Origin of the sequence: Paenibacillus massiliensis subsp. panacisoli DSM 21345 (genome assembly GCF_000426545.1) — a bacterium.
In the GTDB taxonomy this organism is placed as follows: Bacteria; Bacillota; Bacilli; order Paenibacillales; family Paenibacillaceae; genus Paenibacillus; species Paenibacillus panacisoli.
On the sequence record NZ_AUFO01000011.1, the window covers coordinates 18,784 to 37,352 of the forward strand.

Below are 18,569 nucleotides of genomic sequence, written 5' to 3' on the forward strand. Positions count from 1 at the left end.
ACAATATTTTCTGTCAAGTAAATTTATTAAATCAAAAAGGCCTTCATTCCCATTAAGGGAAGAAAGCCTTTAGGATGAATCACTAGTTGGAACTATGTCTCCAGTGCAAAAGCAATGATCTGATCCTTGGTCAGGGACTTGCCCTTGTTCCATATGTCCTGCCACTCCTGCTCTTCAAGAGCATTCTGTGCCATATGAAATGCGTGTCGGTATTCCACTGGATAATTTGGAGACGTAGACCCACCAGAGGCTTCGCGGTATTTCTCGGCAGCACTCAGAAGAACAACGGTGTCAGGGTAGGCTTGCTGGGTACACAAGGCAATCGCCAGCCCTTCTATACTTCGCGATAGTACCCAGGTTCCTTTATAGATATGGCTGATCGCCACACTTTTCTTGAAATATTCTACGGCCTGCTCCACTTGTCCAAGCTTCAATGCGGAGTAGCCAAAGCCTTCGTAAGGACCCGACAATTCCCATTTATCCTGTATCTGTTCGAAGCATTGGATGCTTTCTTGAAATAACAGGACAGCTTTACTGTATTGATTTTGTAGAAGCTCAAGCTTACCCCACGCATGCAATGAGCCTCCCAGATTCCAGAGATCGTGGGCTTGTCTGGAGATATTTACGCTTTCTTGGACGAAATCCCGGGCTTCCTTCAACTGTTCGAGACTCATATGGATGAATCCCATCAGTCGCAGCGAGGAGGCAAGTAGTCCCGAATGATTCAGGCTGCGCGCGAATGCCACACTGGTGCCTGCCGAAGCTCTCGCCTGTTCCAGTCGACCAGAGACGAAGAGAATAACCCCTTGTCCGTGTAGTGCTTTGGTGGTATCAGCATGGATCTGTTTTTCGTCGATAGGCTCCTCCATATGGATATCGTCCAGAAATCGTCCCAGCCACAGCAACCCTTGATTCCAGGTGCCCTCGTGGAGCCAGAACCAGTATAATGCGGATGCCATCTGAATGCCGATGGGCCGGGCTACCTGATGATGATAAGCCCACTGTAGCACATTACTTACATTTGCATATTCGCGTCGGACATTCTGTAGACAGGCATCTCGTTCATGAGTACGGAATTTAGCCTCGGCACTCATCAAATAGCAGCTGTAATACCGGGCATATCGCTCCGACAGGAGATGTCTGCCCTGGTCAGCCGATGCCTCAAGCAGTCGCTCTGCGGCATATTCCTTAATGGATTCCAGCAGGGAATAGCGCATGGAATTATGGTCATGGCTTGGATCGATACCTACCAGTGATTTATTCACGAGACTGGATAATAGATCTAGCAGTTCTAGCTCTGTAATATTGTCCGGGCGATTAACGGCTCCTGGTTCACAGCTGCACACCGACTCAGCGGCATCCAAAGTAAAGCCTCCCGAGAAGATGCTTAGCCGCTGTAAGAGAAGCTGCTCCTTGGCTGTGAGCAAAGTATAGCTCCAGTCGATCGTCGATTTTAGCGTTTGTTGGCGGTGGATTGCCGTTCTCCTTCCAGCAGTCAATAACGTGAGCAGACTGGAAAGACGCTCAACGATTTGTTCCAGGGTCAATACATTCATTCGCGCTACAGCAAGCTCAATGGCTAGAGGAATGCCTTCCAATCGTTTGCAAATTTCGCAAATGAGCCGCAAGGATTGCATAGTTGGTTGAAAATGGGGAGTAACGGTTCGAGCCTTTGCCAAAAACAGCTGCACCGCTTCATATTGTTGAATGTCCTCCGCAGGCAACTCCTCCACAGCATCCGCCAGATGTGGCGTTGTTAGGGGTTGAACCCGGTACATATATTCACCTTGGATGTTCAGAGCTTCTCGGCTCGTGACGAGAATGCTTAAGGATGGTGCAGCGGATAGAAGAGCTTCCGCCAAGGCGCTGCTTGCATTAATGAGGTGCTCACAATTATCAAATATGAACAATTGCTTTTGGCTAGATACAAAGCTCACGAGTGATCCTATGTCACTTTGCGCTGGCTGATTTTGCAAGCCCAAGGTCGACAACAGGAACTGACTTACAAGATCAGGGTCACCTACGGAGCCCAGCTCGAACAGCCAAATACCGTCTGGATACAGCTCGGTAAGCTGTGCAGCCACCTGTATGGCAAGCGATGTCTTGCCAATACCTCCAGGACCCAGGAGGGAGACGAGGGAGTGCTCTCGCAGCAATTCCTTAATCTCGGTCGTTGCTTCACGTCGTCCAATGAAGAGAGGAAGAGAGCCAGGCATATTGCCTTGTGATTTGAAGGAGTAGGCTACTTGATCCTGCTGTCCACGCTCTGGATGATGACCTGCCTGACCAGAATCTGACGCTGTCGCGTCCGTGCTGGAAACAGCCACGTTGGCGGGACTCATGATCGTGTCGAACCAATCCTCATCAAAGTCGGGAAATTCTCGGTGTGTGGCGGAACGGGCCTCCGACAATCGTTTGACTGCAAGCCATAGCTCGCTAGCTTCCTTCTGCTGGGCTCCTTCCAGCAAATGTCCTTCCTCCAGAAACACTTGAATCAATCGCTTCAGACTACCGATGCTGGGTATGCGATCACCATTTTCCCATTGCTGAACGGTTCGGGGGTCAACGCCGACCTGAGCTGCCAAGTCCACTTGGCGCATTTTTTTTCGTGCGTCCTCTCGGACGGGTCTGGATCGGAATTTTTTGATCAGTTCATGAGGCCACTCTTTGGTGAATTTCCGGTCATCCATTGTATCACCTGAAATCTATTAGTTATGGTCACAGCTTTTCAATGTCCGGCAGCTAGGTTGCATACCCTATGCTGTGCCTTGCACGAACAAATACGAACTCATATACATTCGTGTTCAGGATTCTATCAGATAAGCTATACCATATCAACACACAAATCCAACAAGGAGGTGCACGACATGCCTTTGACACGTATTTCCATGCTTGCAGGTCGTTCGAGTGAGGCAAAAGCACAGATTAAGGAAGTGGTATCTCAGACAGTCGTCGATAAGCTGCATGTACCGGCGAGTGACCGTTTTGTACTTATAGAGGAATTTGACCGGGAGAATTTCAGTTATGATCCCAACTGCCTGGATATCGAGAGAAGCGATGGATTCCTCATTGTCCAGATTGTCCTGAATGCAGGAAGAACGTCCGATGTGAAAAAAGAATTTTATGAAGCCTTGGCGGAGCAGCTCCATCAGCAATGCCAAATTCGTACCGAAGATGTGTTCATCAATTTAGTTGAAGTTACCAAGGATAACTGGTCTTACGGTAATGGAGCTGCGCCATTCATTCTGTAAAAAATTCAAAATAAGAGAGGAAGTTACGACCATGTCAAAAGTTCTGTATATTACTGCCCATCCGGGAAATCCCACTCAATCCTATAGCCTTGCTGTAGGGGAGCAATTTGTACAAGCCTACAAAGAAAATCATCCAGGGGACACGGTGGAACACGTAGACCTGTACCAATTGACGATTCCGCAGATTGATGCAGACGTATGGGGAGCATGGGGACAGCTTCAAGCTGGAGCTCCATTCGATCAACTGACTGCTGCCCAGCAAGAAAAGATAACTCAACTGAACCAATTGCTTGAGCAGTTCATGACGGCCGATAAGTATGTCTTTGTTAACCCAATGTGGAATTTCTCCTACCCTCCAGTGATGAAGGCCTATATCGACTCCTTCTGTGTTCGTGCCAAGACCTTCAAATATACGGAGAATGGACCAGTGGGTCTGCTGAGCAACAAAAAGGCGTTCCATATTCAAGCAACTGGAGGTGTGTACTCCGAAGGTCCAGTGCAGGATCGCGAGCATGGAAGCAGCCATCTGAAGACAGTTCTGAACTTTGTCGGTGTCACCGAGTTCGAAAGCTTGTTCATAGAAGGAATATCCACCGCAGGAGATCGCGCTCCACAAATCAAAGCTGAAGCGATTGAAAAAGCGCGTGAGGCAGCCAAAGCTTTTTAATAAACACGTGTACTGAATTGCCATAAAATCATTCTCCTAACCGTTACAAGTAAGCTTCTGCATAACCGTAGTACCTATAAAACTCTCAGTATATCCTGAGAGTTTTTATAGGTATACACGGGGGCGATGAATGGAGCGCTAAATAGGAGAGATCTATAAGAGAGGATAGCGGAAATGAAAGAAAGCCTTTTGGGAGCTACGCTGACCGCTAAGCAGCGTCTGGGCATTGCAGTAGTACTGGGAGCCTTGGCTGCAATTGCTCCATTTTCTTTGGATATGTATCTACCAGCCTTGCCGGAGCTAACGAGAGATATGCATACCTCAGCGTCCATGGCTCAGCTTAGCTTGACAGCTTGTATGCTGGGACTTTCGTTGGGACAATTGTTTGCGGGTCCTCTGAGCGACATTTATGGCCGGCGCAAGCCTTTGATGTTTGGTTTGCTCTTGTATGTGATTGCTTCTATATGCTGTGCTTTTAGCAGTTCCATTTGGACGTTTATTCTACTGCGATTCATTCAGGGCTTAGCTGGAAGTGTAGGAGTTGTCGTGTCCCGAGCGATGACCAGGGATCTTTTTTCTGGCTCTGAATTAACGAGGTTCTTCTCCCTGCTAATGCTGATAAACGGGGCTGGTCCTATTTTTGCTCCTATTGCTGGAGGACAGCTATTGCGTATGTCCTCATGGCAAGGAGTCTTCTTTGCATTGTGTATAGCTGGTTTAGTCTTGTTTTGTGCGGTTGTCTATAAGCTGCAGGAGACCTTGCCCGTGGAGAGAAGAACGGAAGGCAATCTGAAAGCTACGCTCCTTACCTTTGGTAATTTGTTAAAGGACAAAATGTTTATAGGATATGCTCTAGCTCAGGGGTTTGTCCTTGCTGCAATGTTTGCCTATATATCGGGATCAACGTTTGTTATTCAGGATATTTTTGGGGCATCCCCTCAGGCATTTAGCTTCATTTTTGCCGTCAACGGGATTGGTCTAATTGTGGCTGGGCAAATTACAGGCAGATTATCCAGCAGAGTTAGCGAGCGACGATTGTTCATAAGCGGAATTATGCTGGCCTGCCCTAGCGGTGTTCTGCTGTTCGTCATCCTGATTAGTGGTGGAGGACTTTATGCCGTTCTAATCCCCTTATTCTTTGTAGTAGCGAGCGTAGGAATCGTTTCAACAACGGGATTCTCGCTAGCCGTGCAAAATTATGGTGCCGCGGCAGGGAGCGCCTCAGCGCTGTTAGGCTTGATTTCCTTTATTCTGGGCGGTCTTGCTGCTCCGTTAACTGGCATTGGGGGAGGGCACTCTGCCATCCGATGGGGATTGTCATTGCTGCAGCTAATCTGGCCGCGTTCGTATGCTATATCGTATTTGTACGAGAATTCGAAGCAAAGCGCTTAAGAAAAAAAATTCATCATTCTTTGAAAGACAATGAGTACAGGAGGATTTAAAATGAATATTTCATATCATGGGCATTCCGTTGTTCGCATCCAGACGAACGGAAAAACCATACTTATTGACCCTTTCTTGAGGGGCAATTCTGCTACAGATCTGGATGCAGCCACTGTGGAGGCGGATGTTATTATTTTGACTCATGGGCACGGAGATCATGTAGGAGACACAGTAGAAATAGCAAAGAGAAATAATTCACTGGTCATTGCCTCGGCAGAGCTTGCGGATGTGCTCAGTTGGGAAGGGGTGAGAACCCATGCCATGAGCATCGGGGGCGCTTATACGTTTGCTTTTGGAAAAGTGAAGCTGACTCAAGCCTTTCATAGCTCCAGCTATGTTAACCAGAAGACGAAAACGATCGTCTACACCGGCATGCCTACGGGGATTCTGTTCACAGCGGAGAATAAGAGCATTTACCACGCAGGAGATACAGGGTTGTTCTACGACATGAATGTGATTGGAGCACGTCAGAGCATTGATGTGGCCTTTCTTCCGATTGGGGACAACCATACGATGGGACCAGAGGATGCTGCACTGGCGGCTGAATGGCTCCAAGCCAAGCAGGTAGTGCCGATCCACTACAATACGTTCCCTTTTATTGAACAGGACCCCAACAAGTTTGTTTCGCTTTTGCCGGAAGGCGTCGGAGTTGCTTTGAAACCAGGGGAACAAATATCAATCTAAAGATAAGGAGCCGTCTCAATGGAGATGGCTCTTTATCTTTAGATTGAAAGGTAGCAGATCATCTGGTATTAAGGTTTTAATAAGTTGGATAATTTTGTCTTAGGGGTAAAGTGAGTTATAATATATCATGTTGTCTAACAAATTAGTTATTTATATAATGGTATTATTAACGTTGATGGCTTTGTGATATTGAGGAAACGAGAAAATAAGGAGGTGAGTTCCATTCAGTTCAATCGTGTATCCAGTAACAAGCTCTATATACAGATATATGATCAGATTCTGTCACAGATCCAAAGTGGAGCGTTTCAGATTGGTGACAGACTACCAACCGAACGGGAGCTGTGTGCGCAGTTCGGAGTTAGCAGAGCACCGATCCGGCAGGCCCTTAGTGCTCTTGAAATGAAAGGATATATCTACTCTCGTCAAGGAGAGGGCGTATATGTCAAGAATACGAGCACGTCTGCGGAATCGTTGACGGAGGATGCCTCCTTCATTGATTCCATAACCCCGGAGGATATTGTGGAAGCTAGAATGAGCATAGAGCCACTTATCGCCAAATTTGCAGCTCAAAGAGCAACGGAGGAAGACGTCGAGCTTCTGCGCAATACGATCGACCAGATGGAAGCCGAGACCCGAACAGGCAGCTATGTGCCTGAGACGGATGAGAAGCTGCACATGGGGATTGCCAAGGCTTCCCATAATGATGTGTTCATTCAGTTCATGACTGTCATCACGCAAGCGATGAAGCAGCAGGAAATGTGGAAATTCATTCGCGATCGAACCGTGACCCGGCCTGATTATAGAGACACGAACTTCAGTGAGCACAAGGGCATTATTCATGCGATAGAGAACAAGCAGGCAGACAAGGCGTCCAAGCTTATGTCTGAGCATATGCAACATCTATATAATCGCTATTGGAAAGATTAATTTATACCAGGAATCCTCTGCCCGTTGATAGGTGCAGGGGGTTCTTATTTTATGTGACAATTATTATAGCAAACAACAGTTGACATTTAAAAAGTATGCTATTATACTCAAGTCACAAGTTCACTTGGTATACAAGTTATCAAGTGAACCAATTTTTCAGGAGGTGTTGGAAGCGCTTAATTACATGATTGAATATGTCCATTCAGGAAATACTTTCATGAGTAGCTATTTTTGTTTATCGTGTTGAAAGCGTTTTAAGATCTTGGCGTGAAGCAGTGCATCATCTTTTGGGAGGATTTCATATGGATCTGCAGCAACTGGAGAAATCTACAGTCCGTAAAGTTACCTTACGGCTTATTCCTTTCTTGTTCCTTTGTTTTACAATATCCATTCTGGATCGTGTTAATATTGGGTTTGCCGCTCTTAGTATGAATGAGCATCTGGGCTTTTCCGAAGCGGTATACGGATTTGGTGCAGGAGTGTTCTTCCTCGGCTATTTCCTGCTGGAGGTACCTGGCAGTGCTATGATGGCGAAGATTGGCGCAAGACGGTGGATCAGTCGTATTATGATTTCATGGGGAATTATAGCGATTATTATGGCATTCATTCAGACTCCAATCCAGTTCTACATTGTTCGCTTCTTACTGGGTGTAGCCGAAGCAAGCTTCTATCCTTGTATGGTGCATTATTTGAGCGGTTTCTATCAGACTAAGCACCATGCCAAGGCGATTGCAGGGTTCATGATTGCAATTCCGGCAGCGAACGCTATCGGTTCTCCGATCTCGACCTTCCTGCTGCAGATTGATTGGATGGGACTTGCGGGGTGGCAGTGGTTATTCATTTTGGAAGCGATTCCAGCATTGATTCTTGGGGTTGTGTGCTACTTTTATCTTACAGACCGGATTGAGGAGGCAACATGGCTGACGAGCAGTGAGAAGAACTGGCTGCTTGAGGTTACTAAAAAGGAAGCTCTGGAAAAGCAAAAAGTAAAGAAGCCCACGTTCATGGAAGTATTGCGTGATCGGGATGTACTGATTCTGGCTGTTGGGTATTTCTTCTGGATGTTCGGTTACTATGGAATTAATATGTTTCTGCCTACCATTTCAAGAGGTCTGACGCAGACGACCGGGCTGACGTTGCAGAGCATCGGCTGGCTGCTGGGATTAATGTACTTGTGTGCCATGGTGGTTATGTATCTGGTGGGTAAGAACTCGGACAGAACGAATGAGAGAAAATACCATGTGGCGTGTTGCTTGACTGTAAGTGCTGTAGCCATGATTGTCAGTGTCTTTGTAGCAGAATTCAGTCTGGTCGGAGCCTTCGTATTATTGACCATCAGTCTTTGTGGAGCTTTTGGTGCTTACTCGCCATTCTGGGCCATCCCGCCATCATTTCTGACAGGTGTCGCCGCTGGGGGAGCCATCGCATTGATTAATAGTATTGGTAATCTTGGTGGATTTTTCGGCCCATATTTCGTAGGCTTCATGAATGACATGACGGGCTCGCATAATCTGGGTATGGTAACCTTGGGGATTAGTATGCTGATTAGTGTCACCATTATCGTGTTGCTTGTAAAGCAATCTGGAAAAAGCAAGACGATGACCGTGGATAGCAACCCTCCGTTGGAGCCGATTGGCAAATGACAGAGTTGCTGCGCAACGAAGACTATTAACAAAACGGGTATATACGCCATTCACAAATACTCGTTTTTTATTTACAATAACTTAGGATACAAGTTAACAAGATCATAAGATAACAAAAGGCTATGGAGATTAAAAATTCATATTGAGGTGAGCCAAATGACAAACATCAGCGTCCATGAGCTTGAACAGAAAGCCGCTGAGCTTAGACAGACAGCTCTAACAATGATTTATGAAGCACAATCAGGACATCCTGGCGGGTCGCTGTCTGCTGCTGATTTTGTAACAGCCCTTTATTTCAGAGAAATGAATATCGATCCGGAGAATCCGAAATGGGAAGATCGTGACCGTTTTGTACTCTCCAAAGGACATGTTTGTCCAATTCAATACGCTGCACTGGCACATCGAGGATACGTTCCCATGGAGACCATTCATACACTCCGGCAATACGGATCTCCATTTCAAGGCCATCCTGATATGAAAAAGTGCCCTGGCATTGACATTTCAACAGGCTCGCTCGGTCAAGGTCTGTCCTGTGCTGTAGGCATGGCTTTAGCAGGCAAACGGGACAACAAGGACTATCGGGTATTTGCCATCCTGGGCGATGGAGAATGTCAGGAAGGACAAATATGGGAGGCCGCTCAAACCGCGAATAAGTATCAGCTGGATAATCTGATCGTCTTTGTCGACGACAACAATCTGCAGATTGACGGTACATGTGATGAAATTATGCCAAATCTGGATCTGGAGCTTAAGTTCAAGGCCTTCGGCTTTGAAACGAGACGCATCGACGGTCATGACATGCAGCAGATTGTGGATACGTTGGATGAGGTGCGTGAGCTGAAGAACAAGCCTATCTGCATCGTGTGCAATACGATTAAGGGCAAGGGTGTATCGTTCATGGAAGATGTGTGTGGCTGGCACGGAGTTGCGCCCAAGGAAGCAGAGTATTTGCAGGCACTAGAAGAAATTGCGGGAGGTCTGAAAAAATGAGTGTACAAGAGAATACAGCAGTAGTGAAGAAAATTGCAACTCGTGAAGCCTTCGGTCATGAAATTGTGGAGCTGGGTAAGAGCAATAAAAATATATACGTCGTGGATATTGATATCGGCAAGTCCTGTAAGACTACGGAGTTCGCCAAGCAGCTCCCGGACCAACATGTTAATGTGGGCATCGCCGAGCAGAATGCGGCTGGCCTGTCCGCAGGTCTCGCCACTACCGGCAAAATTCCCTTCATTAGTACCTATGCGGTGTTTGGCTCGCTTCGTATGGCAGAACAGATTCGCCAAGAAGTCTGCTATCCTAACCTGAATGTGAAAATTGCATGCTCGCATGGAGGGCTGACACCTGCGAATGATGGAGGCAGTCATCAGGCTATTGAGGATATGGGCGTGCTGCGTACTATTCCTAATATGACGGTTATTATGGGCTCCGATTATTACTCTACCCGTAAGCTGGTGGCTCAAGCAGCAGAGCATTACGGCCCAGTCTATCTTCGTTTCACTCGCGATGCAATTCCTGTAATCTACGACGAGAATGAGGAATTCCAGATCGGTAAGGCCAAGAAGCTGAAGCAAGGCAAGGATCTGGCCATCATCGCCAATGGGGACACCGTCTATCTGGCCATACAAGCAGCCGAGCAATTGGAGCAGGAGGGCATCTTCGTTACCTTGCTCGATATGCATACGTTGAAGCCGCTGGATCGGGAAGCTGTCGTGGAGTGTCTGAGCACCGGACACATCATTACCGTTGAGGATCATAACATTCTCAATGGCCTCGGGAGTGCTGTCAGCGAGGTAGTAGCCGAGGAAGGTGGAGCAGTTCTTCGCAGAATCGGAATCCAGGATAAATTTGGTGAGTCGGCACCTTACGAACAACTGCTGAAGCTTAATGGAATTACAATTGAAAACATCGTTAATACAGCACGTACCATGCTCAAACGCAACTAACTATATATAAATCAATCAAAGGAGTGTTTAAACCATGTTTGAACTAACCAATCGCGTAGCCATTGTAACGGGAAGTGGCTCCAAAAGAGGAATCGGACGCACGATTGCACTGACTTTAGCCAAGCAAGGAGCGAAGGTATGCATCGCTGATATCAATCAGGAAGGTATTCAGGAGACGGTGGATGCTATTAAGGCAGCAGGTGGAGAAGCAATCGGGGTCGAACTGAATGTGACGAGCGAAGAGTCTACAAAGGCTATGGTGGCACAGGTCCTTGAGGCGTATGGAAGCATAGACATCCTGGTCAACAATGCTGGCATATCTCAAAAGGCAACCGTTGCAGAGATGACGCTTGAGGATGTGACACGGGTATTTAACGTCAACATGTTCGGACTGTTCCTGTGCACGCAGGCTGTACTTGAGCCTATGAAGAAGCAGGGATATGGTCGAATCGTCAATCTCTCTTCAGTCTCTGCGAAGCGTGGTGGGGGCGTATTCGGAGGTGCACATTATTCTGCATCCAAGGCGGCTGTATTGGGCTTCTCCAAGAATCTGGCGCGTGAAGTGGCAGCGGACGGGATCACCGTTAACTCCGTTGCGCCTGGTCTGGTGAATACGGATATCTGGAAGTCGCTCGATAAAGAGGTGGCTGATGGTGTTATTGCAGGCATCCCGATGGGACGTCCTGGTGAGACGGAGGAGATTGCCGCAGCTATCGCATTTCTGGCCTCTGAGGAATCCTCGTATATTACTGGCGAAGAGATTGACATCAATGGTGGTTCGCACATGGATTAATAGTAGATTGCAAGTAGGAACAGGCATCCTGCCATACAAGCATACAGGTGCACGGAGGGATGTCTGGAGTACAGGCTCAGCTATAAATATAATCGAAAGGAGCTCCTGATCGGGGAGCTCCTTTTTGGCATATGATCTTTGTACAGAATCCATTTGTCATTCATGTATAACATTTTCGCTCCATATGTATTCCATAAGACTCCATAAGAACTACGTGTGACTTATGTTCCGTCCTCATTATTGAATATAGGGTAGAAGTGCGATTACGAACTCGTATACAAAATAGAGCGCAAATCCCAGCAGAAGAATGCCTGCAATAATAGAAACGATCTGAATCATTTTGCGGCTCATGACTTTTCTTGTGATCGACACGATGGTCAGCAAGCCGATGTCATGAATGAGAATGCCGCTCAGCACACCGCTGGCAGCGATGGCAAAGCTTCCTTTATTGCCTGCGCTATAGGAATCGGTCAGGACAGCACCGAACACGGACACCCAAAAAATCAGATTACCTGGGGAAACGGCCACCAGCAGTCCATTCCGGTATGTACTCCAAAATGATTTATTCGTTCGTTCATCTGCCGGGGTGATGTCTTTATCAGCATTCTTGATAGAGTCGTAGCCCAAGTAGGCAAGAAAGCCTGCGCCAGCAATCCATAACGGGATCTGGACAAAGGGAAGAGCGAGTATAGAAGCAAAACCGAAGACCATGGCCAGAATTAGTGCTACATCAATCGTCATTCCACCCAGTCCTACAGCCCAGCCGTGAATAAAGCCGTTCTTCAAGCCTTGCTTGGTCATTTCAACCGTTATGGCTCCTACAGGCATGGCGATTGCCAGGCCAATCAGAAAATATTTCAAATATATATCCATCGTACTGTCCTTTCATTACCAATAAATTCACACCTCAAGGAGACATATGACATTCAGTGTAATATAACCCAATTCATAATTCAATATTTTTATAACTAGCTAGCGGGTAGGGCTTGTTACTGTATCCACAACCACTCCAAACAGGGAGCGAGGTGGAGTATAATTACAACAACAAGAATGGATGTTTCATGAAGGAAAGGAGATAACTGCTATGATGAAAAAAGCTTACTACCTCCGTCGTCCTGTCATATCTGACGCCCAGGCTGTCTGTGATCTTGTAGCCGCCTGTGATACGGAGGATCTGGGGGCACCTGATATCGTGCTAGATGATGTTCTGGACATGTGGTCTGGCTTCGATCTCAACAATAATGTGTGGGTCGTGGCGGATGCAGACTCCTCATTAATCGGTTACGCATTTTTGGAGGAGGACAGTGAAGAGAAGCTGTTCAGCTACGGGTGCGTGCTTCCCTCGGCACGGGGCTACGGCGTTGGCTCTGCATTAATCTCTGCGCTGGAAGCACGTGCTCATGAGCTTCGTGAAGCTTCTGGAGTATCGAAACGGCTACAAAGCATGATTCCCACCTTATGTGAGGATGCCAACCATTTACTGAAGTCTAAGGGCTTCGTTCCGGTCCGCTATTTCAAGCGAATGGCAATACGTTGGAACGAGGCACCCACTCCAGCCATTCCACTGGAAGGCTTCACGATCAAGCCTTTTGTGAAAGGACAGGATGAGCAGTCTGTCTATGAGGCCTATATCCAATCGTTTGCCGATCATTGGGACTTCACCGTGCCTGCCTTCGAGAAATGGAAAGAGAAGACGCAGCTTCCTACATTCGACGAGCAATGGTGGATGGTAGCTTGGGATTCGACAAATAACGTGGCTGGCTTTGCGCTATGCCGAATGCGCGAGGATATGCTCTTCATTGAGCAGATTGGTGTGCGGCGACAGTATCGTGGACGCGGTCTAGCGCAACTGTTGCTGCATTCTGTATTCGAGAGTTCCTATCGGACAGGGCAGCCACATATTTCGCTTGGCGTCGATGCCGCCAATCCTTCAGGTGCATATCGCCTCTATGAGAAGGTGGGCATGAGACCAGACCACGAGATCAGCATTTATGAGAAGCTATTTCCGCATTCCTAAGTTCTACATGGATCATTGAAGACGGCGCCCATCCTTCGTTATCCTATCGATAACGGCAAGTAACTAGTAGAATGTGGGGAAAGATCAACAATATAAAAGACGGAGGGATTAGGGAGATGTCTATATTGCTGTCTATTGGTCTGCTATGCATGATTCTGCTTATCTTGTTCAGAAGATCCATCACAGGAGCTCTACGAATTGAAAATCATGTCATAGTGCAGCAATTAAGCACGGCTAAGTGGTATCGGAACCATTGGCTAGGAGGTCTATTCTTATTCATGCTCAATACGGTGTTATTTGGCGGCACGTTGCTTGCACTCTATATAACTACATTTTTCCTAATCCCCTACGTACATATAGTAATCATGCTATTGGCGGTACTCCTTAGTGTCTACTTGTGGTCTATTCTAGGCAAAGCGTGGCAGGGTGATCGGAGTGACCGTCTTAAGATGGGGATGGTTGGGGGAAGTTTTTATTTGTTGCTGGCCTTGCTGTGTATGTATGGGCTCGTTACGCTGACGCCTGCTTATCCCGGTGAAGATACATTTATGAGCGCTTTGGGCTTCATATTTGGTATAGTAGTTACTACCGTAGCCTTTGTAGTCTGTCTGATGTTTACGGGCTTATCGCGCGTCAGGGATTAAGACTGATCAGTGAGGCGAACGGGATAAATGTATTGGAAAGTAGGGAAGTAGGCTTTGGCACAATCCGAAGGTAACACTGTAAAATTAAATCCATTATCCTTCTCGTTCATTCGTTTCTATATACTAGCCTTTCTATTCTTTGCCGCGAATTCCGCATTAACCATCATTCTTCCGCTACGCAGTGAAGCTGCCGGCCTCAGTGAGGCCGAGATTGGCTTGATGATGGGCTCGTATATGTTCACCTGTATGCTGCTGCGGCCCTTTGCGGGACAGCTGCTAGGGAGATACGGTCCGCTTCGTGTCATGAAGGGACTATTGCTGTTGCACGCCATTACGTTGCTGCTGTTCATGATCGCTGTGGCCGAGAGCTATCTCTGGCTTCGGGCGCTACAGGGTGTAGCTACAGCGTTTTTCTCCATGACCATGCAGGCAGGCATGATGGAGAAGCTGCAGGACAAGGATCGTGCTCAGGGTCTGTCGATGTACACCCTGTTCACGATGGTTCCTTCGCTTATCGTTCCTGTACTCGCTATTCAGATTTGGGAGCAGGCCCACCACATGTGGTATGTACTCTTGTTATGTGGACTGGCTGTGCTACCACTGCTGTTCGGGTATAATCTGGATTTGCCGCGAAGCACAGTACAGAATGCAGCGTATACGCTAAAGGATATGCTTCGTTCCCTGAGTGGGCTCTGGCGCAGCATCCCCTTATTGGTGAGCACACTCATTATGCTCTGTGCTTCATGTGTCTTTGGAGCGACAGCTACATTTTTACCCCTATATATGGTATCTTCGGGCACGGGAAGTGTCGGTCTGTTCTTGGCCATTCAAGGACTGGTGGTCATCCTGTGCAGGTTCATGCTGCGCAAAAAAATCCCGTCAGACGGTAGCTGGAGCCCTTGGCTAATGGGCGGGCTGTTGCTCTCTGCTGCGATGGGAACCCAACTGCTGGTGCTGCTGGAGTGGCTTGGACCGTTCGTATACGTGTCCGCTATATTCAGTGGATTCGCTCTTGCGCTGCTGTATCCGACATTAACAACGTATCTGTCCTTTGTGCTGCCGGCAGAGTCGAGATATGTCATGATGGGAATCTTCATGTCCTCGTACGATCTGGGCTTTGCGCTTGGCGGGTTCGCGATGGGGATGATTGTGCAGTTCAGCTCATATTCGACAATGTTCATGGTCTGTACGTTGCTGTCTCTACTCGCTGTAATTCCGATCGTGGGCTACAGGAAGCGGATGGGGGAAGGGGCCAGGGTATAGGTCGGTAGCTTTTGAAATCCAAGTATTGTATGCGATAACCGTTTCCCGGAATTCCAACGGAAACGGTTTTTTTGATTTTTATAATGTAAAGATTATGAAAGTAAATTATTACAATTTACACTATTGACGAATGCCCTTTGGAAGGGTTTATAATTGTATATAATTCCATGTATGGGATTAGAAGGGTTATACAACTTGCCGGGTGGATCATCCAGAGAAGCTCGCCTGCGCCCGCCCCTCGCTTTCCGGCCGTCTGGCCGCCCAAGAAAAGGAGGAGGAATTGAAATGCAGAGCCAAGTAATCCGCATGATTAGTGAAGTGAAGGAAGACCACGAACTCCCCGGGAAGCTGGATGGCACCTCGGATATTATTCATGACGCAGGTCTGGACTCCCTGCAGCTGGTGCATTTTATGCTGAAGATTGAAGATGAATTTGACGTGGAAGTCGATTTTGACAATTTTGAACTGGAATACTTAAGCTCCATTGATGCTTTCTGCGATTATATCCGGCAAATGAAGGAACACTCTGGATTGACGGAGACAACGGAAATCGGGACAATATGACGTCATGACGCGCTAAAGCTCTATCAAATCGATAGCGAGGTGCATAACGATGCAGCCGAAAAGCCATGTATTGATTGACGAAAAGGCGTTCAAGCTGATTAAAAGAAATTTAAAAAATGCTTCGGTTTCCTACCGTAACTCCGTCAAGGACCCAGCCTTCAGAACGGACATGCCCCATACTATTGGCATCAAGCTGACCAACCGCTGTAATCTCCGCTGTACTCACTGCTTTGAATGGAACGAGGAAGGCTACCACCATCAGATGGACAAGGAAGAACAGAATATGGATTTGGACCCTGCGTTGCTCAGACAAATTTTACAGGAGACACAGGAGGTCAAATCCCGTTTGTATATGTGGGGTGGGGAACCGATGTTCCACCGCCGTTTTGATGAAATTTTGGACGTGCTGGCCGAGGACCGACGGGAGATGACGTTCTGCACAAATGGTCTGCTAATCGACAAGCATCTCGACCGAATCCTGGAATTGTCCGACAATCTGGAGCTGCTGATCGCCGTTGAAGGCTTCGAGCGCGAGCATGATCTGATCCGCGGCAAAGGCACCTTCAAAAAAACGATGGCACAGATGCAGCGGCTGATCGAGCTTCGTGATCAAGGCTTGTATAAAGGTAGAGTAACCGTGCATGCAGTCATTAATGACAACATGATCGGACGTATGTTCGAATTCCTCGAAATGTTCGAGACCATGAAGCTGGATCTCGTTCTGCTTACATTCCCATGGTATATCTCCAAAGAAACCTCACTCAAAATGGACGACTATTTTTCCCGCAACTTCTCCTGGCTACGCGAGCTTGAAGAAAACAATATCAGCAGTTGGCATGCCTTTAAGTACAAAATCAATCCGGACCATATCGATCCCCTCATGCAGGAGCTCCGTCGTATCAATGAGCGCGTATGGAATATCCGGGTTCGTTATCAGCCAGGTCTCGACTTCGAGGAGATCGACAAATTCATTCATGGCGAGGAATTGGTCAGTCGCTGCTCCTCGCGCTGTCTTGCCCTGAATTCACGCACAGACATTTTGCCTGATGGAAAAGTCATGCCCTGCAAGTTTTTCAGCGAGTTCACAATCGGAAGCCTACAGGAGAACACGCTGAAGGAAATCTGGGAATCCGACAAATATGAAATGACCCGCTCTATCATCAACGAAAAGGGGCTGACTCCTGTATGCTCCAAATGCAGCGTGCTTTATCTTCATGGGGCCGGTTCACTGAAATATATTTGAGCAGCAGCCGAACAAGTAGAGCAGCTTTTAAAAGGAGATGCACAAGATGGATCTTGCTTTGGATGTGAATTGGCTGACGGCGCTCTCCACAGACCGCGATCAGCATGTGTTCGTGTGGCTGTTCAATATTGGCGCTGAGGAAGTATGGCATCCCGGCTCACGGGCCGTTGCTGACCCGGCAGAGCAGATTGTCGTGAACCGGATGGAGGAAATGAATCTGCTGCTTTGTCGCAGCCAGGATATTATCGTGCTGAGAGAGCAGCCACAGCCTCATTTTCTGGAAATGCTGCAGCACATAGGATTCAACATTCCCCGGATCGAGGTGCCGAGGCCTTCTGACCCGCTGACGCCCATTACCGAGCTGGTGCTTGCTGATGAGGAGCTGCTGCAGCGGCTGCGAATCATATCAGAAGAAGCGGGTGGCGCTTATCTCGTGCCATATGCTGTTACGTGGAAGGAGGAGGAGGTTGCAGAACGCAGCTCCCTGACCTTGCTCGGAGCGGATGCGGAGCTGTGTGCTCGTGTGAATGATAAGATTTTCAGCCGCCGTCTGGCCGAGCATCTCGGCTTTCCGGTGACTGAAGGGGCCGTGTGCAGGAATGAAACGGAGGTCCAGGAAGCGTGCGACCGCATTGCGGCAGCAGCGACAGGTCCCGTCCGTTTTATTATCAAGCAGCCGCACGGAGCCTCCGGCAAAGGCATGTTTCTTGTTGAGGATCTGTCCCGGCTGAATACCATTCTTAATGTAATGAAGCGCTTTGCCGGTCGCAATTCCCTTGCAGGTGGCTGGCTGGTGGAACGGTGGTATGGGAAACAGCTGGATTTTAATTATCAGATTTATATTAGCCCTGGAGGCGAAGTGACCATGTTCTCGCTAAAAGTGCAGCAGCTTGCCGGAACCGTATATACCGGCTCCCGTATGCCTGCGGAGCTGGGGAAGGGGCTGGAGGAGCAGGTCCTCAGCTATGCTGAACAGCTCGGTTCCTCCTTGTGTGCTGCCGGTTATTTCGGGATAGCATCCATTGACGGTTTTGTGGATGAGGACGGCCTGCTCTTTCCGGTCATCGAAATTAACGGCAGGTTTACACTATCGACCTATATTTCGTTTGTATCCGCTGTGCTTGGAGAACGTAAGTTTTTGTCCCGCTATTACCGGGTTGTCTCTGACGAGCCGCTAACGTATGAATCTTTGTGCGCACTGCTTCTGAAGAATCGGCTGCTGTACGGGCCTGAGCACCGGGAAGGGGTAATGGTGTATACCGCCGGCACCCTTTCTCCAGCCCGTCTGAAACAGGGATTCATCAACCGTATTTTTGCTCTGATCGTCACGGACAGCTGGGAGGGGGCTGAGGACTACGCACGCCGGCTGGAGCAGTTGTTCGCCGCTGGGCAGCAAGTTCAAGCCATTAACTCATGAAAGGCATGGAATAGATAGTCTAGCTTGGACGGTCTAGCTTAGATATGAAGGTCTGAACATACCAAAT

The 18,569-nt window shown here is 47.9% G+C and carries 16 protein-coding genes and 1 pseudogene; 15 read left to right on the plus strand and 2 right to left on the minus strand.

The window, feature by feature from the left end:
* Positions 1-92: 92 nt before the first annotated feature.
* Complete coding sequence (locus K331_RS0109825) at positions 93-2,690, minus strand: helix-turn-helix domain-containing protein (RefSeq protein WP_028590167.1); 2,598 nt, start codon at positions 2,688-2,690, stop codon at positions 93-95.
* Between the two features lie 177 nt (positions 2,691-2,867).
* On the opposite strand from K331_RS0109825, the gene K331_RS0109830 reads away from it, so the two are divergent.
* The 9 genes and pseudogenes from K331_RS0109830 (at position 2,868) to K331_RS0109870 (ending at position 11,354) form a co-directional block, all read left to right on the plus strand.
* A complete protein-coding gene (locus K331_RS0109830) occupies positions 2,868-3,251 on the plus strand; it encodes a tautomerase family protein (RefSeq protein WP_028590168.1) in 384 nt (127 codons plus the stop codon).
* 31 nt (positions 3,252-3,282) lie between these two features.
* The gene (locus tag K331_RS0109835; RefSeq protein WP_028590169.1) at positions 3,283-3,918 is read left to right on the plus strand and encodes an FMN-dependent NADH-azoreductase; all 636 of its coding nucleotides are present in this window, start codon (positions 3,283-3,285) and stop codon (positions 3,916-3,918) included.
* A 174-nt stretch (positions 3,919-4,092) separates the two neighbouring features.
* Positions 4,093-5,360: pseudogene (locus K331_RS29240) on the plus strand (multidrug effflux MFS transporter).
* A 1-nt stretch (position 5,361) separates the two neighbouring features.
* Complete coding sequence (locus K331_RS0109845) at positions 5,362-6,045, plus strand: metal-dependent hydrolase (RefSeq protein WP_028590170.1); 684 nt, start codon at positions 5,362-5,364, stop codon at positions 6,043-6,045.
* Between the two features lie 213 nt (positions 6,046-6,258).
* Entirely contained in the window at positions 6,259-6,972 is a 714-nt protein-coding gene (locus K331_RS0109850; protein WP_028590171.1) for a FadR/GntR family transcriptional regulator, read from the plus strand.
* Between the two features lie 302 nt (positions 6,973-7,274).
* Positions 7,275-8,615, plus strand: coding sequence for an MFS transporter (locus tag K331_RS0109855; RefSeq protein ID WP_018887925.1), 1,341 nt, complete (start codon positions 7,275-7,277; stop codon positions 8,613-8,615).
* Between the two features lie 156 nt (positions 8,616-8,771).
* A complete protein-coding gene (locus K331_RS0109860) occupies positions 8,772-9,605 on the plus strand; it encodes a transketolase (protein WP_028590172.1) in 834 nt (277 codons plus the stop codon).
* A complete protein-coding gene (locus tag K331_RS0109865) occupies positions 9,602-10,561 on the plus strand; it encodes a transketolase family protein (RefSeq protein ID WP_028590173.1) in 960 nt (319 codons plus the stop codon). The genes K331_RS0109860 and K331_RS0109865 overlap by 4 nt, the downstream gene beginning before the upstream one ends.
* 34 nt (positions 10,562-10,595) lie before the next feature.
* On the plus strand, positions 10,596-11,354 hold the full coding sequence (locus K331_RS0109870) for an SDR family NAD(P)-dependent oxidoreductase (protein WP_028590174.1): 759 nt from the start codon (positions 10,596-10,598) through the stop codon (positions 11,352-11,354).
* Between the two features lie 237 nt (positions 11,355-11,591).
* On the opposite strand, the gene K331_RS0109875 is transcribed toward K331_RS0109870, so the two are convergent.
* Positions 11,592-12,227, minus strand: a complete 636-nt coding sequence (locus tag K331_RS0109875) for a LysE family transporter (RefSeq protein ID WP_028590175.1) — start codon at positions 12,225-12,227, stop codon at positions 11,592-11,594.
* A gap of 211 nt (positions 12,228-12,438) precedes the next feature.
* Here K331_RS0109875 and K331_RS0109880 point away from each other — a divergent pair, with 211 nt between their 5' ends.
* The 6 genes from K331_RS0109880 (at position 12,439) to K331_RS0109905 (ending at position 18,502) form a co-directional block, all read left to right on the plus strand.
* Positions 12,439-13,371, plus strand: a complete 933-nt coding sequence (locus K331_RS0109880) for a GNAT family N-acetyltransferase (RefSeq protein WP_028590176.1) — start codon at positions 12,439-12,441, stop codon at positions 13,369-13,371.
* A 116-nt stretch (positions 13,372-13,487) separates the two neighbouring features.
* A complete protein-coding gene (locus K331_RS0109885; protein ID WP_028590177.1) occupies positions 13,488-14,015 on the plus strand; it encodes a hypothetical protein in 528 nt (175 codons plus the stop codon).
* Positions 14,016-14,069: 54 nt separating this feature from the next.
* The gene (cntE, locus tag K331_RS0109890; protein WP_084165432.1) at positions 14,070-15,278 is read left to right on the plus strand and encodes a staphylopine family metallophore export MFS transporter CntE; all 1,209 of its coding nucleotides are present in this window, start codon (positions 14,070-14,072) and stop codon (positions 15,276-15,278) included.
* 285 nt (positions 15,279-15,563) lie between these two features.
* Positions 15,564-15,842, plus strand: a complete 279-nt coding sequence (locus tag K331_RS29245) for a phosphopantetheine-binding protein (RefSeq protein ID WP_018887917.1) — start codon at positions 15,564-15,566, stop codon at positions 15,840-15,842.
* A gap of 49 nt (positions 15,843-15,891) precedes the next feature.
* On the plus strand, positions 15,892-17,085 hold the full coding sequence (locus tag K331_RS0109900; protein ID WP_028590179.1) for a radical SAM/SPASM domain-containing protein: 1,194 nt from the start codon (positions 15,892-15,894) through the stop codon (positions 17,083-17,085).
* Positions 17,086-17,131: 46 nt separating this feature from the next.
* A complete protein-coding gene (locus K331_RS0109905) occupies positions 17,132-18,502 on the plus strand; it encodes a preATP grasp domain-containing protein (RefSeq protein ID WP_028590180.1) in 1,371 nt (456 codons plus the stop codon).
* Positions 18,503-18,569 lie beyond the last annotated feature (67 nt).